Consider the following 23480-nt stretch of genomic DNA (forward strand, 5'->3'; position numbering starts at 1 on the left):
TGTCCTGGTATGGCCGAAGGACACACCATCACCATCGAAGCCGGCGAGCGGCACGTGCGCGTGGTGCACGGCGACCGGGTGCTCGCGGAGACCGACCGCCCCCTCGTCCTGCGCGAGACGGGCTGCCCGGACCGCTACTACATCCCGGCCGGGGACGTACGCCTCGACCTGCTGACCCCCTCCGGGACCCACACCGTCTGCCCCTTCAAGGGCACGGCGTCCTACTGGTCGCTGCCGGACGCGCCCGATCTCGCCTGGGCGTACCCGGAGCCGAAGCCGGACGTCGCGCCGATCAAGGACCACCTCTGCTTCTACGACGTCGACGTGTCGTGAGCGACGAGTCCGGCCGCGTGCGGCAGTCTGCACCGACATGGACAAGAGGACGACTTCACGCGACGGAACCCCCCTCGCCTACGCGGTGACCGGCCGGGGGCCCGCGGTGATCCTGGTGAGCGGCGCGATGTCCACCGGCGGCACCCTGGCCCCCCTGGCCGAGCGGCTCGCGGACCGGGTGACGGCCGTCGTCTACGACCGCCGGGGCCGCGGCGAGAGCGGCGACACCCCGCCGTACGCGGTGGACCGCGAGATCGAGGACCTGGCCGCGCTGCTCGACGCGGTGGGCGGGGACGCCGCGCTGTTCGGCGTCTCCTCCGGCGGCGCGCTGGTGCTCCAGGCGGCGGCGAGCGGGCTGCCGGTCACCCGTGCGGCGGTGTACGAGGTGCCATACGCGGACCAGCTGGCGGGCGGCGCCGAGCGGGTGGCCGCGTACAAACGGGACCTCGGGCTGGCGCTCGCCAAGGACCGGCGCGGGGACGCGGTCGAGCTGTTTCTGCGGCTCACCGGGCTCGGCGAGGAGATGATCGGGCGCGCCCGGCAGTCGCCCATGTGGCCCGGCCTGGAGGCCGTCGCGCCGAGCCTCGCGTACGACGACGCCGTGATGGGCGACGGACTGCTCCCCCGCGACCGCCTCGCGGCCGTCTCCGTGCCCCTGCTGGCCATCGCGGGCGGCGCGAGCCCCGAGTGGATGCGCCGGGCCTGCCGGGACGTCGCGGACGCGGTGCCCGGCGGCGCGTACCGGGTCCTGGAGGGCCAGACCCACATGGTGGAGCCGGAGGTGCTGGGCCCGGTGCTGGCCGAGTTCTGCACGGCCTAGGTGTGCTGTCCCAGGGGGGTCACACCGCTGTCGTCGCCCGTGTGGTGGAGGCGATCGTGGCCGAGCCGACGACGCGGGTGCCGTCGTAGAGCACGATCGCCTGGCCGGGGGCGACGCCGCGGACCGGTTCGGTGAAGGTGACGCGCAGTTCGCCGTCGACCGGCTCGGCCCGCACCTCGGTCTCGCCGCCGTGGGCGCGCAGCTGGGCGGTGTAGGTGCCGGGGGCGGTGGGGGCGGTGCCGCACCAGCGGGGCTTGATCGCGGTGAGGGCGGTGACGTCCAGGGCGGCGGCCGGGCCGACGGTGACGGTGTTGGTGACCGGGGAGATGTCGAGGACGTAGCGCGGCTTGCCGTCCGGGGCCGGGGTGCCGATGCGCAGGCCCTTGCGCTGGCCGATGGTGAAGCCGTACGCCCCCTCGTGCGTGCCGAGGCGGGTGCCGGACTCGTCCACGATGTCGCCCTCGGCCTTGCCGAGCCGCTGGGCGAGGAAGCCCTGGGTGTCGCCGTCGGCGATGAAGCAGATGTCGTGCGAGTCGGGCTTCTTGGCCACCGCGAGGCCCCGGCGCTCGGCCTCGGCGCGGATCTCCTCCTTGGTGGTGACCGTGTCGCCGAGCGGGAACATCGCGTGCGCGAGCTGCTTCTCGTCCAGGACGCCGAGGACGTACGACTGGTCCTTGGCCATGTCGGAGGCGCGGTGCAGCTCGCGGGAGCCGTCCTCGCGGACGATCACCTTGGCGTAGTGGCCGGTGCAGACGGCGTCGAAGCCGAGGGCGAGCGCCTTGTCCAGGAGCGCGGCGAACTTGATCTTCTCGTTGCAGCGCAGGCAGGGGTTGGGGGTGCGGCCGGCCTCGTACTCGGCGATGAAGTCCTCGACGACGTCCTCGCGGAAGCGGTCGGCGAGGTCCCACACGTAGAAGGGGATGCCGATGACGTCGGCGGCGCGGCGGGCGTCGCGGGAGTCCTCGATGGTGCAACAGCCCCGCGCGCCGGTGCGGAAGGACTGGGGGTTGGCGGAGAGCGCGAGATGGACGCCGGTGACGTCATGGCCGGCTTCCGCGGCGCGCGCGGCGGCGACGGCGGAGTCGACCCCGCCGGACATGGCGGCGAGGACGCGGAGGGGGCGCTGCGGGGTCTCAGTCATAACGCTTCCAGGGTACGGGCCCCGGAAAAATCATGGGCCGGGCTCTTTATGTCTGGTATGGGCGGTCTTATGCTGATTGCAGACCTACGAGACGAGTGAGGGAGTCCAAGCGGAGTAGCCGACGTCAGCGTGAGACCGCGAGGGATCCGCTGGTGCCGACGTCGACGCTCGGGCTGAGAGGCCGGATGGTCGTAGACCGGAAGGCGACCTCCAGACACCTGATCCGGACAATGCCGGCGAAGGGAACCCGCCTCGTAGGTCGTTTTCGTGCCCGCCGCGGGGTCCGGTTCAGGTGAGACCGGCGGCGCGGGCGCGTTCCACGGCGGGGCCGATGGCCTTGGCGACGGCGTCCACGTCCGCGCGGGTGGAGGTGTGGCCCAGGGAGAAGCGCAGGGTGCCGCGGGCCAGGTCCGGATCGACGCCGGCGGCGAGCAGGACGTGGCTGGGCTGGGCGACGCCCGCGGTGCAGGCGGAGCCGGTGGAGCACTCGATGCCCTGGGCGTCCAGCAGGAGCAGCAGGGAGTCACCCTCGCAGCCGGGGAAGGTGAAGTGCGCGTTGGCGGGCAGCCGGCCGCCGGGCGCCGGGTCGCCGCCGAGGATCGCGTCCGGTACGGCGGTCAGCACGGCGTCGGTCAACTGGTCGCGCAGGGCGCCCACTTCACGTTCGAACCGCGCGCGCCGCTCCGCCGCGAGGCGGCCGGCGACGGCGAAGGAGACGACGGCGGGGACGTCGAGGGTGCCGGAGCGCACATGGCGCTCCTGACCGCCGCCGTGCAGCACGGGTACGGGGGTGTGCTCGCGGCCCAGCAGCAGGGCGCCGATGCCGTACGGGCCGCCGATCTTGTGTCCCGAGACGGTCATCGCGGCGAGGCCGGAGGCGCCGAAGTCGACGGGGACCTGACCGAAGGCCTGGACGGCGTCGGCGTGCAGCGGGATGCCGAACTCGGCGGCGACGTCGGCGAGTTCGCGGATCGGCATGATCGTGCCGATCTCGTTGTTGGCCCACATCACGGTGGCCAGCGCGACGTCCTTCGGGTTGCGGGCGATGGCCTCGCGCAGGGCGTCGGGGTGGACGCGGCCATGGGAGTCGACGGGCAGGTACTCGACGGTGGCGCCCTCGTGCTCGCCGAGCCAGTGCACGGCGTCCAGGACGGCGTGGTGCTCGACGGGGCTGGACAGGACGCGGGTGCGGGCGGGGTCGGCGGCGCGGCGGGACCAGTACAGGCCCTTGACGGCGAGGTTGTCGGCCTCGGTGCCGCCGGAGGTGAACACGACCTCGCTGGGCCGTGCGCCGAGTGCGTCGGCGAGGGTCTCGCGGGATTCCTCGACCGCCCGACGGGCCTGGCGGCCGGAGGCGTGCAGGGAGGAGGCGTTGCCCGTGACGCTCAACTGGGCGGTCAGAGCCTCCGCCGCCTCCGGGAGCATCGGGGTGGTCGCGGCGTGATCGAGGTAAGCCATGGTGGGGAGATTCTACGGCGCGGCGGGTCGTCCGGCCGTGCGCCCCACGTCGGCCCCACCGGGACGGGGCCGCGGCGCGCCCGGCGCCGCGCTCCCCCAGCGGCCCCACGAGCGGCATGCCCGCACCGGCGAGCGGTGCGCCGGCGGGTCACAGGCTCCAGGAGACCGTGTGGGAGACCTGCATGACGATCAGCAGGACGGCCAGGTCGGCGACGCCCAGGGCGAGGCCCAGGTAGGCGCGGCCGCGGCGGGCCGTGCCGCGCCACAGGGAGACCGCGGCCAGGACGATGGCGATCGGGCCGAGGAAGAGGTTGAGGACGAGGAGGCCGAGAAGGCCGAGGATGAAGGACGCGACGGCCATGCCGTCGGCGTCACGCTTGCGGGCGGGGGCCCGGGAATGGGCCGGAGCCGGTGCGGTGAGCTGCATGGTGCTCGTCTCCTGAGGGTCGGCGGGCGGTCAGTTGGCCGAGGTGCGCCGGCGGCGGCCGAGCCGCTCGCGGACGGCGAAGACGCCGAGCCAGACGGCGATGACGGCGGCCAGGACACCGGTGACCGGCAGCGGTGCGTGGGCCACGGTGCCCAGCACCACACCGAGCAGCATGAGTGCGGCGACGAGGAACAGCATGGGATCGGATCCCCCTCCGAGATGCCTCGTGTGGCAGGCTCTGTAAAGTTTCGGTGAACAGTTGTAGTAACACTTGTTCACTCACTTTGAGTGTATCCCGTCCGGCCGCTTTTCAATTCCGGAGAACAGTTGTTAACTGGATGACATGAGTCACACCCTCGGCATCCGGCAGGCCCAGAAGCAGAAGACCCGGCAGGCGTTCCTGGACGCGGCGCTCGCGCTGCTGGAGGAGCAGAGCCTGAGCAGCCTGGGCCTGCGCGAGGTCACCCGTGCCGTCGGGGTCGCCCCCACCGCCTTCTACCGGCACTTCCGCTCGATCCCCGACCTCGGTGTCGCCCTGGTCGACGAGGCGCTGGGCAGCCTGCACCCGATGGTGCGCGAGACGGTGTCCACGACCGGTGACAGCGAGGAACGCATCACCCGCGCCGTGGAGCTGATCGCCCATTACGTCGCCGCCCACCCCTCCCACATCCGCTTCATCGCCCGCGAGCGGCACGGCGGGGTGCAGCCGGTGCGCGAGGCCATCGGCGACCAACTGGCCCGGTTCGCCGAGGAGGTGAAGGCCGAGCTGGCACAGGACCCCGAGGCGGCGGGCTGGAGCGACGACGACGTGCTGATGCTCGCCCGGCTGTACGTCGACCAGATGCTGATCAGCGCCTCCCAGTTCCTGGAGGCGCTGGACGGCCCGGCGCAGGAGCGGGACCGGGTGGCCCGGCTGGCCACCCGGCAGCTGCGGCTCATCACCATCGGCCGCGACCACTGGCTGGACTGAACCGCCGTACGGTCCGGCCCGGTCGGTCCGGCAGCGCCGTCAGCGCTTGGTGTCGCTGTTGAACAGCGAGCGCGACCAGAGGTAGCCGATCAGCGCGATCCCGGCGCACCAGGCCAGCGAGATCCACCCCTTGTCGCCGATCTCCGTGCCGCACAGCAGTCCGCGCAGCGTCTCGGTCATCGGCGTGAACGGCTGGTTCTCGGCGAACCAGCGCAGCCCCGGCGACATGGACCCGGCCGGCACGAACGCGGAGCCGAGGAACGGCAGGAACTGGATCAGCAGCGGCTTGTTGCTCGCGGACTCGACCGTCTTGGAGACCAGACCGAGCGCCACCGACAGCCAGGTCACCGCGAACGCGATGGCCGCGAGGAGGCCGGCCGCGGCGAGCCACTCCAGCGGACCCGCCCCGGAGCGGAAGCCGACCGCGAGGGCGACGCCCACGACCGGGACGCAGCAGAGCATCGTCTGGATGACGCTGCCGATGACATGCCCCGTCATGAACGACGAGCGCGTGATGTCCATGGTGCGGAAGCGGTTGATGATGCCTTCGGTCATGTCGTTGCAGACCGCGATCGACGTCGACATCGAACCGGCGGCCACGCCCATGATGACGATTCCGGGGGTGAGATAGCCGATGTAGGCGTCCCGGCCGCCCATTCCCGCGCCGATCGAGCCCCCGAAGGCGTACACGAACAGCAGCATCATCAGGATCGGCATCATGGCGGCGCCGAGCCCCACGGACGGGTAGCGGATCGCGTGCTTGAGGTTGCGCCGCAGCATCGTCCGGGAGTCGTGCACGGCGTGGGCGAACGTGCTCATCGGTTCTCCTTGAGGTGGAGCGGGGCACCGGACTCGGCGGTGCCCTGGCCGGTCAGGGCGAGGAAGACGTCGTCGAGGTCGGGGGTGTGCACGGAGAGGTCGGCGGTCCCGATGCCGGTGGCGGCGAGCCGGTCGAGCAGGGCGCGCAGGGCGTCGAGTCCCCCGTCGCCGGCGACCCGCAGGGCGAGTTCGCCGTCCTCACGGGCGGCGCCGGGCCAGGCCGCCGCCGCGCGCTCGTACTCGGCCGGGTCGGTGAACCGCAGCCGTACATGGCCGCCGGGGATGCGCGCCTTCAGCTCGTCGGCGGTGCCCTCGGCCACGATCCGGCCGCCGTCCAGCACCGCGATCCGGTCGGCCAACTGGTCGGCCTCCTCCAGGTACTGGGTGGTGAGGAAGACCGTCGTACCGCCCGCGACCAGCTCGCGGACCATCCCCCACATGGTGCGGCGGCTGCGCGGGTCGAGGCCGGTCGTCGGCTCGTCCAGGAAGATCACCTGAGGGTTCCCGACCAGCGTCATGGCGAGGTCGAGCCGGCGCCGCATGCCGCCGGAGAAGGTCGCGGCCCGCTTGCCGGCGACGTCCGCGATGCCGAACCGTTCGAGCAACTCCCGTGTACGGGCGTGCCCTTCGCGCTTGCCGAGGCGGAGCAGGTCGGCCATGAGGAGCAGGTTCTCCTCGGCGGTGAGCAGGTCGTCGAGCGCGGCGAACTGGCCGGTGACCCCGATCGCGGCGCGCACCCCGTCCGGGGCGGTGGCGATGTCGTGGCCGGCGACCCGGCCCTGTCCGCCGTCCGCGGCGACGAGCGTGGTCAGGATCTGCACGGTGGTGGTCTTGCCGGCCCCGTTGGGCCCGAGCAGCGCGAACACGGTCCCGGCCGGGATGCGCAGGTCGATGCCGTCGAGGACGGTCTTGTCGCCGTACGACTTGCGCAGATCGAAGGCGGAGACGGCGGCGGGTGCCCCCGCACCGCCGCCCCACCTTGGCGTGGGCATGACAGAAGAAGGCATGACGCCCCCATTCGAAGGCTGAAGCGGATGAAAAGGCCGAAGTGGGTGAAGTGGTGAGCGGGTTGGAGCCCCTGCTCAGCGCCGGGCGCGGCGCACGTCGATGCTGCCGTAGCGGGTACGGGCGCGGACCTTGACGGTCTCCTCGGACTGCTCGGGCGCCCCGGAGGCGGTGAGCGCGTTGCGCACGTGCCCGCGCTCGGAGCTGACGTCGAGCCAGGCGGCCGTGCCCTCGCGGACGCCGACCTCGATGGCGCCGTAGGAGGTCTCCAACTGGACGCTGCCGCGCACGACTTCGCTGGCGCGCAGGGTGCCGTGGGCGGTGGTGGCGACGACGTCGCCCTCGGCGCACTCGATGTCGATGTCGCCGTTGGCGCCGTTCACCCGCAGGTCGCCGGTCACGAGGCCGACGACCGTGCTGCCGTGCGAGTTCTTCAGGACGGCGGGGCCGTGGACGGTGCCGACGCGCAGGCTGCCGGAGCTGGTGGTGATCTCGGCCCCGCCCGCGGCCCGGTCGACGCTGATCGAGCCGTGGGAGACGGTCAGTTTGAGCGGCCCTGCGGTATCGAGGCGGACGTCGCCGACCGAGGTCTTCACGCGGGTCTCGCCGAGCGCGCCCTCGCCGAACACCTGGACCCAGGAGCCGCCCACGTCGACGCGCGAGCCGGTGGGCAGTTCGACGGTCACCTCGACGGTTCCGGTGGGCCCGATGAAGGTGCGCTCCCTGGTCCGCACGCTCAGCTCGCCGTTCGCGTACGCGACCTCGGTCTGCTCGGCGGCCCGTACGTCCTTGCCCCGCTTGCCGCCGGGCAGGACCTCCACGACGGTGTCGCGGCGGTCGCTCGCGACGAACCGGACGGAACCGGCGCCCACATGGGCGGTGACCGAAATGGGTTCGGGTGTGTCGAAAGCAGGCATGGCTGTGCCGTCCTCATGAGTCCGTGGGGCGTCCCCGCTGGTGGGACGTGGTGTGGGTGAAGAGGTCGGGCGGGGCGCGGCTAGCGCACCCAGCCCGTGAAGCTCTGTCCGAACGCCTGCGTCTTCTCGGTGGGGCGCGGCCGGGTCCCGCCGTCGACCGCGGCCGACACGGCCCGTACGAGCCAGGCGTTGACCGACAGCCCCTCCCGGCTTGCGGCCTCCTCGGCCCGCGCCTTGAGCTGGGCCGGCAACCGCAGATTGACCCGTGCGGTGCCGCCCTCGTCGGTGTCGGCGGGCACCTGCGGCGGCGCGACCGGCTCGGCGGCGGCCTCGACGGGCCCGCCGGTCTCCGGCAGCGTCACCACGAAGTCGGGATCCAGTCCCCGCAGCCGCACATCGACCGAGCCGGGCGCCAGGTCCCGAGTGATCTCGTCCATCGCCGCGGACAGCACATTGAGCATCGTCAGCCGGGCCGCCGACTCCAGCGGAGCGGTCAGCCGCTCGGCCAGCTCACGGGCGTCCTCTCCGCCCGCTTCGGCGGCGATGGAGAGTTCGCGACGGAGGTTGTCGACATAGGGGGTGAGGTCCATAATGCCATCATGGCACCATCATGGTGCCATCCGCAAGCGGGGATGGCGCCACGGGGGCGCAAATCTGCGGCGCACCCCAAACATGACTGCCCTGACCTGCATAAACGCCAGCCAGAGGCACTGGGTGCCAAAGTGGCGCCGGGCGGCGCTGCGTGGCGCCATGTGGTGCCACCCGGTTCACGCGCGCGTCGGCACGGGGAACGCCCGGCGGGCTTCGGCGTCTCGACCAGGCGGGCGGTGAGCCGGCCGGTGTGGCGCGCGGCCAGGGACTCGCCGAGGACGGCGACCGCGAGATCGCGGGCCGCGAGGTCGGCGATGGCGTCGGCGGCGGTGGCCTGGAGGGCGATGACAGGGTGATCCGCTCCAGGTCGACGGCGCCGGTACACACCCCTTCGGGGAACCGGCCGGAGTCGTCCTCCAGGACGCGGCGCTCGCCTGCCCGCCGGGCGAGCGGGCCGTGGGCCAAGAGGCGATCCGGGCGCTGTGGAGAAGGTGCCGACGGCCCGGCCCCGGTTCGAGCCGGGGCCGGCGCTGCCCGCGCCGGTCGGCGGCGGCATCGCGCTCACCGCCGACCCCGCCGGGGGACGGCCCCGGCGCCGGTCCGGCGGAAGCCGGCCGCGCCTGCCCGACCAGCCGGAGTTCGTCGCGCCCGCCGACCGGGGCTCGGGGCGCGCCCGATCAGGCCAGCCTGACCCGCGCCAGCTGACGGGACTGGGCCACCAGCCGGTCCGCGCTGTCCCAGACCTCCGCGTCCTCCTCCAGGAAGCCGCCGGCGAGGTTGCGGGTCGTGATGGCGACGCGCAGCGGGCCCGGCGCGGGGCGGTGGCGGATGTGGGCCGTGAGCTCGACGGTGGGCACCCAGCCCTTGAGGCCCATCTCGAAGGCGGTCGGGGGCAGGGCGTCCACCGCCAGCAGCAGGGAGAGCGGGTCGGCGTCCCGGCCGTCCGCGAGCCCGAACCAGGCCCGCATCTCACCCTTGCCCGAGGGCTGCCCGAGCGCCCAGCCGAGGGTGGCCGGGTCCAGCTTGAGCAGCAGCCGGTCGGTGATGGCCGAGGTGCCCTTGAGCGGGTCGGGGCCGTCGGCCGGGCCGAAGCACTGCTCGAAGGGCGGGATCGCGGGCGGCTTCGCGGTCGTACGCACGTCGTCGGGGAGGGCGGCGAGGTCGCCGTAGGAGGCGAGGACGCGGATGCGTTCGACCTCGTTGCCCTCGTCGTCGTACTGGAGGAGCGAGGCCTGGCCGGTGGAGAGGGTGCGGCCGGTGCGCACGGTCTGCGTGCGGATCACGGCCCTGCCCGGCCGCGACGCGGTCAGATAGTGCGCCGAGATGGTGAAGGGGTCCGAGTGCGGAAGGGCGTCGCCGAGGGCCCGGCCGAGCACGGCCAGCAGATAGCCGCCGTTGACGGCGCCGAGGATGGTCCAGCCGGCCGAGAGGTCGAGGTCGTAGACACCGGGCGCGCGGCGGGCGACGGCGGTGTCGCGGTCGAACTCGCTGTCGCCGATCACGGCCCGCGACGAGGAGGACGCGGAAGCTGCTTCTGACATGGTGAAACGGTACAACAGGCAATTACTAAGCGGTAGCTTTCTGGTCGGATCACCCCTCGCCGTCACGGTAGGATTACGGGAGGTGAGGTTTCGGCAATTTCTCGGTAAGTGTCAGGACACGTCCGTAACCCCGAGCCCTTGTTTCCCCTCTATGGGGACATGAGCCTCACCGGGACTCCGTTCCTCTACACGACCATCGTGCTGGCCGTGGTCGCCCTCATACTGCCGCTTCTGCTGTGGTCGAAGATGCGCGGCCCCAGACACCTGCGCACCGCCGCCCGCGTCCTGATGCTGCTGTTCGCCCAGGGCACGGCCGTCACGCTGGTCTTCGTGCTGGTGAACAACCAGAACAACCTGTACGACAACTGGGCCGACCTCTTCGGCACCGGCAGCCACGTCGAGCAGGCCGCCGACCTCGGCCGCGACGGCACCGGCGGCATAGCGGTCAAGAACCTGCCGAAGGTGAAGCAGACCTTCACCCAGGCCACCGGCCCCGGCATGCACTCCGCCGGCGGCGTCCGCGTCACCCAGCTCAAGGGCCGGGTCTCGGGCGTCGACGCCGAGGTCTACGTCTGGCTGCCGCCGCAGTACAACGACCCGGCCTACAGGCACAAGAAGTTCCCGGTGGTCGAGGTGCTGCCCGGCTACCCCGGATCGGCGCGCGCCTGGTTCGGCTCGATGAAGGCCCATGAGCAGCTGCTGCCGCTGATGCGCAGCGGCCAGGTGGCCCCCTTCATCATGGTCGCGCCGCGCACCAACCTGCTGGCCGGCGTGGACACCGGCTGCGCCAACATTCCGGGCCAGGTCAACGCCGACACCTGGCTCAGCATCGACGTGCCCAAGATGGTCATGGACAACTTCCGCGCCCAGCCGGCCCCGCAGGGCTGGGCCATCGCCGGGTACTCGGCGGGCGCCCAGTGCGCGGTCAAGCTGGCCGTGGCGCACCCGGACCGGTACCGGGCCGCGGTGAGCATGTCGGGCTACAACGACCCGATCGGCGAGCGCAACTCGCTGGCCGCGCAGAACCCCACCCTGCGCGCCGAGAACAACCCGTACCTGCTGCTGAAGAAGGCCACCGTGCCGCCGCCCGTCGCGCTCTACGTCTCCGGCGAGTCCGGCGACGGCTACGAGGCGGGCATGGCGCTGGAGTCCGTCGCCAAGGCGCCGACCACCGTGCACGTGGTCTTCCTGCCGAAGAGCGCGGGCGGTCACACGATGGCGCTGTGGCGGCCGCAGGTGCCCGCGGTGTTCCGCTGGCTCACCCTCCAGATGGGCCAGAACCACGCCAAGGGCCGGGACCGCTCGGTCACCGGCACACCGGGCACCGGTGTCGGGGCGGCCGGGGACGCCGGGGCCGCCGGTACTACTCCTCCGTCACGGTCGACCGGCGGTTCCACGCACGCGGAGCTCGCCAGTGGAACCGCATCGCGAGCAGGCGCAGCACAAAAGCGGTGAGGGCCGCGATCCCACTGGTGAGGGGGGTCAGCGCGTCGTAGCGGATGCACAGCGCCACCATGCCCGCGCCGACCATCGCCGGGACCGCGTACAGGTCGCGGTCCCAGCGCAGCAGCGAGGGCACCTCGTTGGCCACCAGGTCGCGCAGCACACCGCCGCCGACCGCGGTGGCCAGCCCCAACGTCGCCGACGCGGTCAGGCCGAGGCCGTAGCCGTACGCCTTCGTCGTACCGCTGACACAGAACAGGCCGAGGCCGGCCGCGTCGAAGACGAGCACCGCCGTCTGGATCCGCTCCACGTGCGGGTGCAGGAAGAAGACGACGAGGGTGGCGAGCAGCGGGGTGACGAAGTACCCGAGGTCCGTGAAGGCCGCCGGGGGTACGGCTCCGATCACCACGTCGCGGAAGAGTCCCCCGCCCAGCGCGGTGACCTCGGCGAGCACGGCGATGCCGAACACGTCGAAGTTCTTCCGCACGGCCAGCAGCGCGCCGGAGATCGCGAAGACGAAGATGCCGATCACGTCGAGCGTGTGCTGGACGGAGGGGCTGAAGAACTGTTGGAGCTGCACCCTGACATTTTCACCTGTCGAGCGGGTCAAACCTTACAAAGCCAGGCTCACAGGGCCGGTTTACCTGTAGTGAACAGCCAGGTGTCGAACAGATCGCCGAGTTGCTGTCCGCTGATCCGTTCGGCGAGCCGGATGAAGTCGGCGGTGTCGGCGTTGCCGTACCGGTGCAGCCGGGTCCAGGCGGGGAGCAGCTTGAAGAAGGCCCTGTCCCCGATCCGCTCGCGCAGCACCTGGAGGGTCATGGCGCCGCGGTCGTAGACGGCGCCGGCGAACATCGTGTCGCGCTTCGGGTCGGCGACCTTCGTCTGCCAGAACGACGAGTCGGCCGGGATGGAGTCGTAGTCGGCCAGGAAGGAGTCGTGGGCGGTGCGGGTGCCCTGGTGCTCGGCCCACAGCCACTGGGCGTAGGTGGCGAAGCCCTCGTTCAGCCAGATGTCCTTCCACTGGGCCACGCTCACCGAGTCGCCGAACCACTGGTGGGCCAGCTCGTGCACGATGGTCGTCTCGTTGCGCACGGCGGAGTACGCCGGCTTGGACTGCACCTCCAGCGAGAACCCGGCCTCGGGCATGTCGTCCACGATCGCGCCGGTCTCCTCGAACGGGTACGGCCCGAAGACCTTCGACCAGTAGTCGGTGGCCGCCGCGGTGACCCCGTACACGTCGACCTTGTTCGCGTTCTTCAGCACCGGGTCGACGGCGACGTAGATCGGGGTGCCGCCGGGGGTGCGGCCGGTGCGGACGTCGAACTTGCCGATGGTGGCGGTGGCGAGATAGGTCGCCATCGGCCTGGACTCCCGCCAGTGGGTGTACGTCGAGCCGCCCCGGTCGCGCGTCGACACCAGCAGGCCGTTGGAGACGGCGGTCAGGCCCTTGGGGGCCTTGATCCGGATGTCGTAGGTGGCCTTGTCGGAGGGGTGGTCGCTGGAGGGGAACCAGGTGGAGGCGGCATTGGGCTCGCAGGCGACGAAGACGCCGTCGGGCGTCTTCATCCAGCCGTACTGGGAGCCGAAGACGATAGGTCCGCTCAGCGGCTGGGGCACACCGCCGTAGGTGACGCGCACGGTGAAGCGGCGGTTGCCGGCCAGCGGGTGGCGCGGGGTGACGGTGACCTCGTCGCCGTTCCGGCTGAAGCGGGCATTCCTGCCGTTCACCTGGACCTGGGATATCTCCAGCTTCTGGAGGTCCAGGTCGAAGGAGGAGAGGTTCCGGGTGGCGCGGGCAGTGAGGGTCGTACGACCGTCCAGGCGGCCGGTGCCGGGGGCGTACGCGACGTCGAGGTCGTAGTGCAGGGCGTCGAAGCCGCCGTTGCCCAGCTCGGGGAAGTACGGGTCGCCGACGCCGGGGGCGCCGTGGACGGGGGCCGGGGTGGCGGCGATGAGCAGGAAGGAGGCCGCGGCGGTGGCCAGGATCCCCGCGCGTGCCGAACGGGAGAGTGCCATGAGTCGTCCCTTTCGAGCGTGTACCGATCAGCTGTCGGACACGGACGACTCTGCACTCTCCCGTTCGGTCATGTACATGCCCTTGCCGGAACTCGGCCGGTGGATGACCTTTCCCGGCTACTTGCCCTTCGGCTCCGGCGACGTGGGGGCGTCGCCGGATTCGCCGCCGGCCTCCGCCGAGGGCTCGGCGGCCTCGGCCTCCGGCTCGGGCTCGGCCTCCTCGGCGGCGGACTCCGGCTCCACGGCGGCCGCGGACCCGGCGGCCCCGGCTTCCGCCCCGGACTTCTCCGTGGCCTCTGGCTTCGCCCCCGCGTCCGGCGAAGTCCCGGCCGACTCCCCGGACTTGCCCTCGGCCGCGCCCTTCACCGCGGACTCCGACTCGGTCGCGGCCTCCGGCTCCGGCGAAGCACCGGCCACGGCCCCGGACCTGGCCTTTGCCCCTGACTCCGAATCGGTCCCGGCACCCGCCGCCGCCTCCGGCTTCGCGTCCGATTTCGGGGAAGTCCCGGTGCCGGCCTCCGCCGAAGACTCCGACCCGGCCCCGGCCTCCGCCGCCGCCTCCGGCTTCTCCGCGGACTCCGGCTTCGCGTCGGACTTCGGGGAAGTCCCGGTCACCGCCGCGGACTTGGCATCGGACTTCGCCGCTTCCTCCGCCGCCGGCTTCGCCTCGGCCCCGGTCTCCGCCGCGGACGCAGGCTTCTCCGCGGACTCCGGCTCGCCGGTCAGTACCGCGTCCGGTACCAGTTCCGACGCCTCCTTCGCCGCCGACAGCAGGACCGTGTCCTGCGGTGCCTGGTCGGCGAAGTTCTCCGGGTGGTGGCATGCGACGCGCTGGCCCGGCTTCAGTTCCAGCAGCGGCGGCTCGGTCGTCGTGCAGATCTGCGTCGCCTTCCAGCACCGGGTGTGGAAGCGGCAGCCCGACGGCGGCGCGATCGGCGAGGGCACGTCGCCGCGCAGCAGGATGCGCTCGCTCTTGAGCCCCCGGCGCTTGGTGTCCGGCACCGGCACCGCCGACATCAGCGCCTTGGTATACGGGTGCATCGGCGCCTCGTACAGCGCGTTGCGGTCGGCCAGTTCGACGATCTTGCCGAGGTACATCACCGCGATCCGGTCCGAGACGTGCCGGACGACGGAGAGGTCGTGCGCGATGATGACGTAGGTCAGGCCCAGCTCCTGCTGGAGGTCGTCCATGAGGTTGACGACCTGGGCCTGGATCGACACGTCCAGCGCGGACACCGGCTCGTCGGCCACCACCAGCTTCGGCTTCAGGGCGAGCGCGCGGGCGATGCCGATGCGCTGGCGCTGGCCGCCGGAGAATTCGTGCGGGTAGCGGTTGTAGTGCTCGGGGCTCAGACCGACCAGTTCGAGCAGCCGCTGGACCTCCTTCTTCACCCCGCCCTCGGGCTCGACGCCCTGGAGCCGGAAGGGCGCCGAGACGATCGAGCCGATGGTGTGCCGGGGGTTCAGGGAGCCGTACGGGTCCTGGAAGATCATCTGGATGTCGCGGCGCAGCGGGCGCATGCCGCCGGTGGACAGCCGCGTGATGTCCTGGCCCTCGAAGGTGATCGTGCCGCCGGTCGGGTCCTGGAGGCGGGTGATGACCCGGCCCATGGTCGACTTGCCGCAGCCCGACTCGCCGACGACGCCCAGGGTCTCGCCCTTGCGCACCTCGAAGTCGATGCCGTCGACGGCCTTCACCGCGCCGACCTGGCGGCGCAGGATGCCCTTCCTGATCGGGAAGTGCTTGGTCAGGCCCTCGACCCTGAGCAGCACCTCCCGCTCGTCCGGAGCCGGCGCCTGCGCGGGGACCGCGGCCTTCGCGGCGGCGCCCGCGGTGTCCGCGGTGTCCGTCTTCTTCGTCTCACTCACAGCTTCGGCGCAATCTCTTCGGTCCAGATCCGCTCACGGTCCTCGGCCGCCAGGTGGCAGGCGGACCAGTGTCCGGCGCCGACCAGCTCCAGCTCGGGGCGCACCGTGCGGCTGACGTTTTCCGCGGGGATGTCCGCGTACGGGCAGCGCGGGTGGAAGGCACAGCCCGAGGGGACGTTGATGAGGCTCGGCGGCTGGCCCTTGACCGGGATGAGCCGTTCGGAGGTCTCGCGGTCGATGCGGGGCATCGAGCCGAGCAGGCCCCAGGTGTAGGGGTGCTGCGGCTTCTCGAAGACCTCGGTGGCGGTGCCGCGCTCCACGCACCGGCCGCCGTACATCACGAGGACGTCGTCGGCGATCTCGGCGACCACGCCGAGGTCGTGCGTGATCATGATGACCGCGGAGCCGAACTCCTTCTGGAGGTCCCGGATCAGGTCGAGGATCTGCGCCTGGACGGTCACGTCGAGTGCGGTGGTCGGCTCGTCGGCGATGAGCAGTTCGGGGTTGTTCACCAGCGCCATGGCGATCATGGCGCGCTGGCGCATACCGCCGGAGAACTCGTGCGGGTAGCCGTCGACGCGCTTGGCCGGCTCGGGGATGCCGACGCGGTCGAGCATCTCGATGGCGCGCTTGCGGGCTTCCTTCTTGCCGACCTTGTGGTGCACCCGGTACGCCTCGACGATCTGGTCGCCGACCTTGTAATAGGGGTGCATCGCGGACAGCGGGTCCTGGAAGATCATCGCCATCTCGCGGCCGCGGAGCCTGCGCACCTCGTCCGGGGAGGCGCCGACCAGTTCCTTGCCGTTGAGCCAGATCTCGCCGGACATCCTGACGTTCTTGCCGCGCGCGCCGAGCCGGTGCAGGCCCATCACGGCGAGCGAGGTGACCGACTTGCCGGAGCCGGACTCGCCGACGATGGCGAGGGTCTTGCCCTTGTCCACCGAGAAGGAGAGCCCGTCGACGGACTTGACGAGGCCGTCGTCGGTCGGGAAGTGCACCTTGAGGTCGCGGACCTCGAGGAAGGCCGAGGGCGCCTCGACGGTGGCGTCCTTCTCACCGGCGGCGGTCTTGGAGAGTTCGGTCACGAAAGCCTCACCCGCGGGTCGGCGGCGGCGTAGACCACGTCCACCACGAGATTTGCGATGACGACGAAGATGGCGGCGAGCAGGGTCACGCCCAGGATCTTCGGCAGGTCGTTGTCGGTGATGCCCTGCACCGCGTACTGGCCGACGCCGGGGAGCGAGAACACGGACTCGGTGATCACCGCGCCGCCGAGCAGCAGACCGACGTCCATGCCGAAGACGGTGATGATCGGGGTGAGGGCGGCGCGCAGGCCGTGCCGGACGACGACCGTGCGTTCGGGCAGGCCCTTGGAGCGGGCCGTGCGGATGAAGTCCTCGTTCATCGTCTCCAGCATGCCCGAGCGGGTGAGCCTGGCGTAGATCGCGGAGTACAGCAGCGCGAGCGAACACCAGGCGGGGAACAGGGTGTTGGCCCACTGCGCGGGGTTCTGGGTGAACGGGACGTAGGTGCGGCCGAAGATCGGCCAGGTGTAGGTGAACAGCAGGATCGCCAGGTTGCCCGTGAAGAACATGGGCAGCGAGACGCCGGCGAGGGCCACGCCCATGAAGGTGCGGTCGAACAGCGAGCGCGGCTTGAGCGCGGAGACGACACCGACGGCCACCCCGGAGAGCAGCCAGAGCACGGCGGCACCCGCGGCCAGCGAGAGGGTGATCGGGATGCGCGAGGTGAGCTGCGACCAGACCGCGACGTGATCCTTGAAGGAGTAGCCGAAGCAGGGAACGCCGCAGTGCACCGTCTTGGGACCGAGGTTGTAGTCGGTGCCGACCACGATGCCCTTGATGAAGTGCCAGTACTGGACGTAGAGGGGCTGGTCCAGACCGAGGTTGTGCTTGACCGCGGCGATGTCCGCCTTCGACGGGCTCTTTCCGATGTACTGCTGCGCCAGTTGGTCCGCCGACTGGCCCACGAGCCGTGGCAGCAGGAAGAAGATGGCGAAGGTGACCGCGGTGACGACCAGCAGCAGGATCACTGCCGCGAACGTCCGGCGGAGGATGTACGAGATCACGGGGACCGGCGCTGGTGCCCGCGGGCCGCGAAGCCCGCGGGCACCAATGCCTTCACCTGCCTTCCGGGGCTGCTACTTCTTCGTGGTGCCGAGGTTGAGGTAGTCGTACTGACCGCTGAAGGCGGCCGTGGAGACCACGTTGGTGGCGTACGGCGAGCGGTACAGCAGAACCTTGAAGTAGGTCAGCGGGACCAGGACGGCGTCGTCCATCGCCTGCTTGTCGATCTGCGCGTACAGGGCGTTGCGCTTGGCCGTGTCCGGCTCGGCGATCGACTGCGCGAGCAGGTCGTCGACCTTCTTGTTCGTGTACTGCGACAGGTTGGTGTTGCCCGACTGGCTGATCGCCTTGCTGTTCAGGATCTGCTGGAGGAAGCCGTAGCCGGAGGGCCAGTCGGCACCCCACTGCATCATCATCAGGCCGATGTTCTGCTTCTTGTCGAAGCTCGGCACACCCGCGTAGTCGGTGAAGTACTTGCCCTGCGGGTACTGCTTGAGGCTGGCGTTGATGCCGACCTTCTTCAGCGAGTTGATGATCGCGGTGGCCGCGTCCACCTCGCCCGGACGGTCGGAGCGGGCCGTGATGTTGGTGTTGATCGTCTTCTGGCCGCAGGCCTTCAGCTGCTCCTTGGCCTTCGCGACGTCGCCCTTGTCGCCCGGCGTCGCGTAGGTGTCCGCCTTCTGGTAGCCGGTGATGTCCGGCGGCAGGACGGTGGAGGCGATGTCACCGCGGATCGGGCCGCCCATGGCGGTCTGCACGGAGACCTTGTCGATGGCGTACTCGACGGCCTTGCGGCAGGCGACGTTGTCGAACGGCTTCACCTTGGTGTTGATCGCCGCGTAGACGAGCCGGCCGCCGTAGGTGTTGTCGGTGCTGGCCTTGCCGTCCGCGGAGTTGAGCAGATCGGCCTGGGTGGAGGCCTGGACGCCGGTGCCCGCGAGGTCCACGGTGGCGTCGCCGGACTGGAGGTCCTTGTCGATCGTCTCCGCGTTGACCTTCAGATTGACGACGATCTTGCTGGCCAGCTGCTTGCGCAGCGGGTCGGTCTTCGGGTCCCAGTTCTTGTTCGGGACCAGCACGACCTGCTTGCCGTCCTGGTAGCTCTGGAACTGGTACGAGCCGGAGGACACGATGTGCTTGACGTAGTCGACGCCGTCGTCCTTGGACTGCGGCACCGGGGCCGTCTCCGGCGTGGCGACCAGGTAGTCGAACTCCTGGAACGGCCGGTTCAGGTGGAAGACGATCGTGGTGGCGTCCGGGGTCGCGATCGAGGCCAGGCCCTTGGCGCTCTTGTCCTTGTAGGGACCCTTGTACTTGTCGCCGCCCACCAAGTACTGCTGGAAGTAGTTCGGGCCGAGCGAGAGCACGTCACGGGCGAAGTTCGACCGCTCGACGGCGTACTTGACGTCCTTCGAGGTGATCGGGGTGCCGTCCTGGTACTTCAGGCCCGAGCGCAGCTTGTACGTCCAGGTCTTGCCGCCGTCGCTGGAGACGCCCTTGCTCGCCGCGAGGTCCGGGACCAGGGTGTTGCCCTTGGAGCCGGGGGCGGGCTCGAACGTCATCAGCGGACGCGCGTACAGCCGGCTGAAGTTGTACATGTACGCGTAGTACGTGTTGCCCGGGTCGAACGAGTCCGGCACGTCCGACATCTCGTAGGTGACCGTGCCACCCTTCTTGTCGGACGCGTTGACGACGCTCTTGGTCGCCGCGTTGGCGCCGGCCGCCTTCGGAGTGTCCTTGTTGTCATCGGCCTTGCTGCAGCCTGCGAGCAGCAGGCTTGCGGAGCCGATGGCCGCGACCGCGGCCAGCGCTGACCTTCGCATGATGGTCTGCTTCCCCTCCATTGATCGGAAAACTTGGGTGAGCTCTCTGGCTGCCTAGCGGCTGCGCGGGTCGAGAGCGTCGCGGAGACCGTCGCCGAGCAGGTTGAACGCGAGGACGGTGATGAAGATGGCGAGGCCGGGCACGATCATGTACTGGGGATCGACCTGGTAGTAGGTGACCGCTTCGCGGAGCATGCCGCCCCAGGAGGCCTGCGGGGGCTGGATGCCCACCCCGAGGAAGCTCAGGGACGCCTCGAAGAGGATGTTGGTCGGGATGAGCAGCGTCGAGTAGACGATGATCGGGCCGACCAGGTTCGGCATCAGCTCGCGGAAGAGGATGTACGGCGCCTTGGCGCCCATGCCGCGGGCCGCGTCGACGAACTCGCGCTCGCGCAGGGCCAGCGTCTGGCCGCGCACGATCCGGCCCAGATAGGGCCAGTTGAAGAAGCCGATCACGAAGATGAGCACGGCGAGGTGGAGCGGAAGACCGTTCAGACCGAAGGCGCCGCCCTGGAGCGTTGCGGAGATCGCGATGGCGAACAGGAGCAACGGGAAGGCGAGGAAGGTGTCCATCAGCCGGCTGATGACCGAGTCGACCCGGCCGCCGTAGTAGCCCGCGATCACGCCCATGATCGCGCCGATCACATTGGACAGGATCGTGGCGCCGAAGGCGACGACCAGCGAGACCCAGGAGCCCTCCAGGACGCGGGTGGCGATGTCCCGGCCGAACTTCGGGTCCACACCGAGCGGGTGGGCCAGGCTCATGCCGCCCATGCCGCCCTTGGGCAGCGAGGTGTCGGGGACGATCAGGTCCTGGTGGAAGGCGTTGGGGTCGAGGCCGAGGGCGGCCTGGAGCGGGCGCGAGAGGATGGCCAGCAGGATCAGCAGGATCACGATGACGCCGCCGGCCACGGCGGCTCTGTCACGCTTGAAGCGGGTCCAGGCGATCTGGCCCAGGGAACGACCCTCGATCCGCCCCTTGTCGGCTCCCGCCAGCACAGCCTCAGGCTGCGCGCCGGCTGCCGCCCCGGTGGTCTCGATCGGTGCGGTCACGATGTGCGACCCCTCTCGCCGGTGGTGACCGGCCTGCGCTGCCGCGGTTTGCGGCTTTGTCGACTTGCAAGCGAACACGAGTTCTGAAGGCTCGTGGTCTGAGTGGGGAGTCTTCAGCGTCCTCGCGATCACTCGCCAGAGCTGACGGTGAAAGTATGCGCAACCGTGATGCACCGCGGAGGATTCCGTTATCCGGACAGTGGGTAACGGCCCCCGGACAGGGGCTAGTTGGGACACACCGGCGTAATGCCGCGGTTCAGGAGGTAGGGCGGCAACGGCACCGGAAGCGGCGGAAGCTCAGTAACCGCCGTGCACCGGTGGATAGCCGTAACCCGGCGCGGGGGCCTGGAGTCGGGGTCCGGGGCGGCCGGCGGGGGCGGGGGCGTGGGCCTCGCGGTCGTAGAAGGGGCGGGCGGTGGCCCGCATCCACATCACGACCGGGTCGTGGTCGTCGGTCAGCGCGACCGTGGACACGGGCAGGCCCTCGGGGACCGCGGTGACCGAGCGCTGCATCATCGCGCGCACCGAGTCGACCGCGGCGGGCGAGGTCTCGTACAGGTCGAGACCGATGGCGAGGTACGGCGCGCCGAGCGCGGGCTGCACCCAGGCGCGGCGCAGGGAGCGCAGGGCGGGGGTGCGGTGGGCGTGCTGGGTGAGCAGGGCGTAGAACTGCGGGATCTCGATGCCGGGTTCGGACAGCCGGAGGGGTCCGGCGGGCTGGCGGTCCAGGCCGGTGGCGATGCGGCGCAGGTCCAGCCAGGGGATGCCGACGCCGCCGCCGGGGGCGTGCGGGTTGAGCCAGAGGCCGTAGTGGTCGGGGTAGAGGGTGCGGGCGACGTCCAGGCCGTCGACCACCTCGTACGAGCGGTTCCAGCCGCTGGCGGACAGTTCCTGGGCGGAGGTGACACAGGGCGCGTAGTGGCAGCCGTCGACCTCCATGTCTCCGTACTGCGCGTCCGGGGAGCCGGCCTGGCCGTGCCACAGCAGCATCCAGATCTGGCCGGCGGAGGGGGTGGCGAGGGCGCGGAGAAGGGCCTCGTAGGCATCGTAGCGTCCGGGCGTGACGTGGCGGAGCGTGTGTTCGACGCTTCCGCTGTGGGTGGCGCTCACCTGGTCATGCCCTTCTTCTCCATCGTGCCCCGCGTGTGCAGACAGCTTATGCGCCGACGGGCACGGGGCCCGTTGTCCGTTCGCCCCGGCCGGGGCTAGCGGACGTAGAAGGGCCGGACGCTTGACTTCAGCCATTCGGCCACCGGGTCGTCCGTCACGTCCAGGAGGATCAGGTTGACCGGCCAGGCGGTGGGGACCAGGGCGAGGGCGCGGCCGAGGGCTTCCAGGGGCAGGGCGCGGAAGTCGCCTTCCCAATGGGAGAGTTCCACGCCGACGAACATGACCGGGTCGGCGTTCTCGATGGCGGCCAGGCAGCGGCGGGCGGTGACGACGACGCCGGTGGTGGCGAACTCGGCGGAGGCGGCGGAGAGGAAGTCGACCGGGTCGACCTGCCAGTCGGGCTCGAAGAGGCGGACCCGGCCGCCGGTGGCGGGGCCGTCCAGCGGGGTGCGTCCGGCACGGCACAGCTCGGCGACGGCCTCCGGCGGGAGCGGAATCCCGACCGTGCCGCCGGGGTTGACCGCGATGCCCGCCTGCGGGGGCAGACCGCGGGCGAACTCCACGGCCGGGGCGATGGTGTACGACATGTGGGAGCCGACCGCCTGGCGGAACTGCTCCTCGGAGCTGAACACCGGGACGTACGCCTGGCCCTCGATCTCCAGCGTGGGCAGGTCCAGCGGGCCGCTGCCCGGTCCGCCGCCGGACGGCAGCGGCACCCAGACGAAGCTGCGGCCGAGGACCTCGATGATCCGGCCGCCCGCCGCGGGTATGCCGAGGGAGGCCGAGAGCACCTCCTCCAGCTCGTTGCCGGGCCAACCGCCGTGCGGGTGGGGGTGCGCCTGTGCCGGGAAGTCCGCGGGAAAGTCCGCCGGGAAGTCCATCTGCCTACCGCCTGCTGGAAACCACTGGTGACCATGAAGGCTAACGGGTACCGGTGACAGAGCCGTACTCCGTGAACACGATCCGCTGTACGGCGTCGGCCGCGGCCCGGTCCAGCAGCACCGCCGAACCGCAGCCCGCGGGCACCTCGCCCCGCCCGAGCGCGCCGAGCAGCCGGGCGGTCGTGCGCCGGTGGCGTGCGAAGGCGCGGCGGGAGACGGTCCGGCCGCGCCGGTGCTGGCCCGCGCGGGCCGCCTCCGCGGGCACGTCCAGCAGGAGCAGGTGCAGGGTGGCGCCGGAGCGGCGGGCGGCGCGGGCCAGCCAGCGGCGCACCCAGGGCTGGGTCCCGCAGTCGTGCACCACCAGCCCTTGTGCCGTGCGCAGGGCGCGGCGCAGGGCCCAGTAGTGCGCGGCGCGCGCCAGGGGGCGGTAGAGGGCGTACGGCAGCGGGCGGGGCAGGCGGGCGGCGAAGCGGGCGCGGGTGTCCTGGGAGTCGAGGCGGCGGGCGGTGACCGCGCGGCGCATCAGCGTGGACTTGCCGCTGCCGGGCAGTCCGGTGACCACCACGATGTCGCGGGGGCCGAAGCGGAGGGTGTCGGGCCGCCGGGGCGGCCGGCCGCGCAGGTCCAGCACGCCGGGCGCGGGGCGGGCGGCGCGATCGGGGAATGCCGGGCGCTCGCGCGGCGCGGCGTGCTCGCGGGGCGTGGGGCCGCTCGGCGCCGGGATGCCGGTCGCGTGCGCCATGGTCCTGTTCACCGTGATCATCCTCCCCTTGTGGTTCGCAATATCCATGCCCAGTGGAAGTAAAGGGAAGGTAATGGCCGGTGTGCCACGGGTGGGTGCGCGTACCGCCACAGGTCGGTTACGGAAGCGGCCCCTGACGGGCGGCGGCCCGACGTGCAATGATGTGGCCGCCAACTGCATACCGGCCGTTTGAATCCGCGCGGGAGAGTCCCCAGCAGGCTTCGCTGGGGCGCCGAAGGAGCAAGTCCCTCCCTTGAATCTCTCAGGCCCCGTTACCGCGCGGGCGAGGCACATCTGAAAAGCGGGCCGCCGCGACGGCGGCCCCACCCAAGGTGCAAGCCGTGGTCGCCCCCGTGGCGGTCCCGGCGAACCTCTCAGGTTCCGATGACAGATGGGGAGGAACGTTCCTCGCCCCATCCCTGTTGCCCTGG

At 71.2% G+C, this 23480-nt stretch carries 22 protein-coding genes, 1 pseudogene and 2 riboswitches; of the genes and pseudogenes, 4 read left to right on the forward strand and 19 right to left on the reverse strand.

Annotated elements, in window-relative coordinates:
* Positions 1-9 precede the first annotated feature (9 nt).
* A complete protein-coding gene (locus tag AC069R_RS12555) occupies positions 10-333 on the forward strand; it encodes a DUF427 domain-containing protein (RefSeq protein ID WP_478766820.1) in 324 nt (107 codons plus the stop codon).
* Between the two features lie 37 nt (positions 334-370).
* Complete coding sequence (locus AC069R_RS12560; protein ID WP_478766821.1) at positions 371-1153, forward strand: alpha/beta fold hydrolase; 783 nt, start codon at positions 371-373, stop codon at positions 1151-1153.
* 19 nt (positions 1154-1172) lie between these two features.
* On the opposite strand, the gene mnmA is transcribed toward AC069R_RS12560, so the two are convergent.
* The 4 genes from mnmA to AC069R_RS12580 all read right to left on the reverse strand — a co-directional run bounded on the left by mnmA (position 1173) and on the right by AC069R_RS12580 (position 4377).
* Positions 1173-2294 (reverse strand): tRNA 2-thiouridine(34) synthase MnmA, encoded by a 1122-nt coding sequence (gene mnmA / locus AC069R_RS12565; RefSeq protein ID WP_478766822.1) that lies wholly within the window; start codon positions 2292-2294, stop codon positions 1173-1175.
* Positions 2295-2582: 288 nt separating this feature from the next.
* Positions 2583-3752, reverse strand: coding sequence for a cysteine desulfurase family protein (locus AC069R_RS12570; RefSeq protein ID WP_478766823.1), 1170 nt, complete (start codon positions 3750-3752; stop codon positions 2583-2585).
* Between the two features lie 148 nt (positions 3753-3900).
* On the reverse strand, positions 3901-4179 hold the full coding sequence (locus AC069R_RS12575; RefSeq protein WP_478766824.1) for a DUF4190 domain-containing protein: 279 nt from the start codon (positions 4177-4179) through the stop codon (positions 3901-3903).
* A gap of 30 nt (positions 4180-4209) precedes the next feature.
* Complete coding sequence (locus AC069R_RS12580) at positions 4210-4377, reverse strand: hypothetical protein (RefSeq protein WP_397983900.1); 168 nt, start codon at positions 4375-4377, stop codon at positions 4210-4212.
* A 145-nt stretch (positions 4378-4522) separates the two neighbouring features.
* On the opposite strand from AC069R_RS12580, the gene AC069R_RS12585 reads away from it, so the two are divergent.
* A complete protein-coding gene (locus AC069R_RS12585; protein ID WP_478766825.1) occupies positions 4523-5149 on the forward strand; it encodes a TetR family transcriptional regulator in 627 nt (208 codons plus the stop codon).
* Positions 5150-5188: 39 nt separating this feature from the next.
* On the opposite strand, the gene AC069R_RS12590 is transcribed toward AC069R_RS12585, so the two are convergent.
* From AC069R_RS12590 to AC069R_RS12610, 5 genes are all read right to left on the reverse strand, one after another.
* Entirely contained in the window at positions 5189-5968 is a 780-nt protein-coding gene (locus AC069R_RS12590; protein WP_478766826.1) for an ABC transporter permease, read from the reverse strand.
* Positions 5965-6960, reverse strand: a complete 996-nt coding sequence (locus tag AC069R_RS12595; protein WP_478766827.1) for an ATP-binding cassette domain-containing protein — start codon at positions 6958-6960, stop codon at positions 5965-5967. The genes AC069R_RS12590 and AC069R_RS12595 overlap by 4 nt, the downstream gene beginning before the upstream one ends.
* Before the next feature lie 90 nt (positions 6961-7050).
* The gene (locus tag AC069R_RS12600; protein ID WP_478766828.1) at positions 7051-7890 is read right to left on the reverse strand and encodes a DUF4097 family beta strand repeat-containing protein; all 840 of its coding nucleotides are present in this window, start codon (positions 7888-7890) and stop codon (positions 7051-7053) included.
* 80 nt (positions 7891-7970) lie between these two features.
* The gene (locus AC069R_RS12605; protein ID WP_478766829.1) at positions 7971-8480 is read right to left on the reverse strand and encodes a toxin-antitoxin system HicB family antitoxin; all 510 of its coding nucleotides are present in this window, start codon (positions 8478-8480) and stop codon (positions 7971-7973) included.
* A 678-nt stretch (positions 8481-9158) separates the two neighbouring features.
* Positions 9159-10022 (reverse strand): thioesterase family protein, encoded by an 864-nt coding sequence (locus AC069R_RS12610; RefSeq protein ID WP_478766830.1) that lies wholly within the window; start codon positions 10020-10022, stop codon positions 9159-9161.
* A 159-nt stretch (positions 10023-10181) separates the two neighbouring features.
* On the opposite strand from AC069R_RS12610, the gene AC069R_RS12615 reads away from it, so the two are divergent.
* Positions 10182-11477 (forward strand): alpha/beta hydrolase, encoded by a 1296-nt coding sequence (locus tag AC069R_RS12615; RefSeq protein WP_478766831.1) that lies wholly within the window; start codon positions 10182-10184, stop codon positions 11475-11477.
* Here AC069R_RS12615 and AC069R_RS12620 read toward each other — a convergent pair.
* From AC069R_RS12620 to AC069R_RS12665, 10 genes and pseudogenes are all read right to left on the reverse strand, one after another.
* A complete protein-coding gene (locus AC069R_RS12620) occupies positions 11386-12045 on the reverse strand; it encodes a trimeric intracellular cation channel family protein (protein ID WP_478766832.1) in 660 nt (219 codons plus the stop codon). The genes AC069R_RS12615 and AC069R_RS12620 overlap by 92 nt on opposite strands.
* A gap of 47 nt (positions 12046-12092) precedes the next feature.
* Positions 12093-13484, reverse strand: coding sequence for a M1 family metallopeptidase (locus AC069R_RS12625; RefSeq protein ID WP_478766833.1), 1392 nt, complete (start codon positions 13482-13484; stop codon positions 12093-12095).
* A gap of 426 nt (positions 13485-13910) precedes the next feature.
* Positions 13911-15353, reverse strand: a pseudogene (locus tag AC069R_RS12630) (ABC transporter ATP-binding protein); the annotation flags it as partial.
* A complete protein-coding gene (locus tag AC069R_RS12635) occupies positions 15350-16438 on the reverse strand; it encodes an ABC transporter ATP-binding protein (RefSeq protein WP_478766834.1) in 1089 nt (362 codons plus the stop codon). The gene AC069R_RS12635 and the pseudogene AC069R_RS12630, both read right to left, overlap by 4 nt.
* Entirely contained in the window at positions 16435-17442 is a 1008-nt protein-coding gene (locus tag AC069R_RS12640; protein WP_478766835.1) for an ABC transporter permease, read from the reverse strand. The genes AC069R_RS12635 and AC069R_RS12640 overlap by 4 nt, the downstream gene beginning before the upstream one ends.
* Positions 17443-17514: 72 nt before the next feature.
* Positions 17515-19263, reverse strand: a complete 1749-nt coding sequence (locus tag AC069R_RS12645; RefSeq protein WP_478766836.1) for an ABC transporter substrate-binding protein — start codon at positions 19261-19263, stop codon at positions 17515-17517.
* Between the two features lie 54 nt (positions 19264-19317).
* Entirely contained in the window at positions 19318-20316 is a 999-nt protein-coding gene (locus AC069R_RS12650; RefSeq protein ID WP_397983914.1) for an ABC transporter permease, read from the reverse strand.
* A 297-nt stretch (positions 20317-20613) separates the two neighbouring features.
* Positions 20614-21426: an enhanced serine sensitivity protein SseB C-terminal domain-containing protein gene (locus AC069R_RS12655; protein ID WP_478766837.1), complete on the reverse strand. Its 813-nt coding sequence runs from the start codon at positions 21424-21426 to the stop codon at positions 20614-20616.
* A gap of 95 nt (positions 21427-21521) precedes the next feature.
* Complete coding sequence (locus AC069R_RS12660) at positions 21522-22307, reverse strand: enhanced serine sensitivity protein SseB (protein WP_478766838.1); 786 nt, start codon at positions 22305-22307, stop codon at positions 21522-21524.
* 40 nt (positions 22308-22347) lie between these two features.
* Positions 22348-23061, reverse strand: a complete 714-nt coding sequence (locus AC069R_RS12665; RefSeq protein WP_478766839.1) for an AAA family ATPase — start codon at positions 23059-23061, stop codon at positions 22348-22350.
* Between the two features lie 178 nt (positions 23062-23239).
* Positions 23240-23337: riboswitch (glycine riboswitch) on the forward strand.
* Positions 23338-23450, forward strand: a riboswitch (glycine riboswitch). It begins immediately after the preceding riboswitch.
* The last annotated feature ends 30 nt before the right edge of the window (positions 23451-23480 follow it).

This window comes from Streptomyces sp. NPDC043952 (assembly GCF_056435325.1).

Bases quoted from the DNA above. Each gene is read 5' to 3' on its own strand.
- AC069R_RS12580 (WP_397983900.1), bottom strand. From the start codon at position 4,377: ATGCTGTTCCTCGTCGCCGCACTCATGCTGCTCGGTGTGGTGCTGGGC.
- AC069R_RS12625 (WP_478766833.1), bottom strand. From the start codon at position 13,484: ATGGCACTCTCCCGTTCGGCACGCGCGGGGATCCTGGCCACCGCCGCG.
- AC069R_RS12570 (WP_478766823.1), bottom strand. From the start codon at position 3,752: ATGGCTTACCTCGATCACGCCGCGACCACCCCGATGCTCCCGGAGGCG.
- AC069R_RS12590 (WP_478766826.1), bottom strand. From the start codon at position 5,968: ATGAGCACGTTCGCCCACGCCGTGCACGACTCCCGGACGATGCTGCGG.
- mnmA (WP_478766822.1), bottom strand. From the start codon at position 2,294: ATGACTGAGACCCCGCAGCGCCCCCTCCGCGTCCTCGCCGCCATGTCC.
- AC069R_RS12585 (WP_478766825.1), top strand. From the start codon at position 4,523: ATGAGTCACACCCTCGGCATCCGGCAGGCCCAGAAGCAGAAGACCCGG.
- AC069R_RS12615 (WP_478766831.1), top strand. From the start codon at position 10,182: ATGAGCCTCACCGGGACTCCGTTCCTCTACACGACCATCGTGCTGGCC.
- AC069R_RS12605 (WP_478766829.1), bottom strand. From the start codon at position 8,480: ATGGACCTCACCCCCTATGTCGACAACCTCCGTCGCGAACTCTCCATC.
- AC069R_RS12560 (WP_478766821.1), top strand. From the start codon at position 371: ATGGACAAGAGGACGACTTCACGCGACGGAACCCCCCTCGCCTACGCG.
- AC069R_RS12555 (WP_478766820.1), top strand. From the start codon at position 10: ATGGCCGAAGGACACACCATCACCATCGAAGCCGGCGAGCGGCACGTG.
- AC069R_RS12645 (WP_478766836.1), bottom strand. From the start codon at position 19,263: ATGCGAAGGTCAGCGCTGGCCGCGGTCGCGGCCATCGGCTCCGCAAGC.
- AC069R_RS12610 (WP_478766830.1), bottom strand. From the start codon at position 10,022: ATGTCAGAAGCAGCTTCCGCGTCCTCCTCGTCGCGGGCCGTGATCGGC.
- AC069R_RS12575 (WP_478766824.1), bottom strand. From the start codon at position 4,179: ATGCAGCTCACCGCACCGGCTCCGGCCCATTCCCGGGCCCCCGCCCGC.
- AC069R_RS12600 (WP_478766828.1), bottom strand. From the start codon at position 7,890: ATGCCTGCTTTCGACACACCCGAACCCATTTCGGTCACCGCCCATGTG.
- AC069R_RS12595 (WP_478766827.1), bottom strand. From the start codon at position 6,960: ATGCCCACGCCAAGGTGGGGCGGCGGTGCGGGGGCACCCGCCGCCGTC.
- AC069R_RS12660 (WP_478766838.1), bottom strand. From the start codon at position 22,307: ATGGACTTCCCGGCGGACTTTCCCGCGGACTTCCCGGCACAGGCGCAC.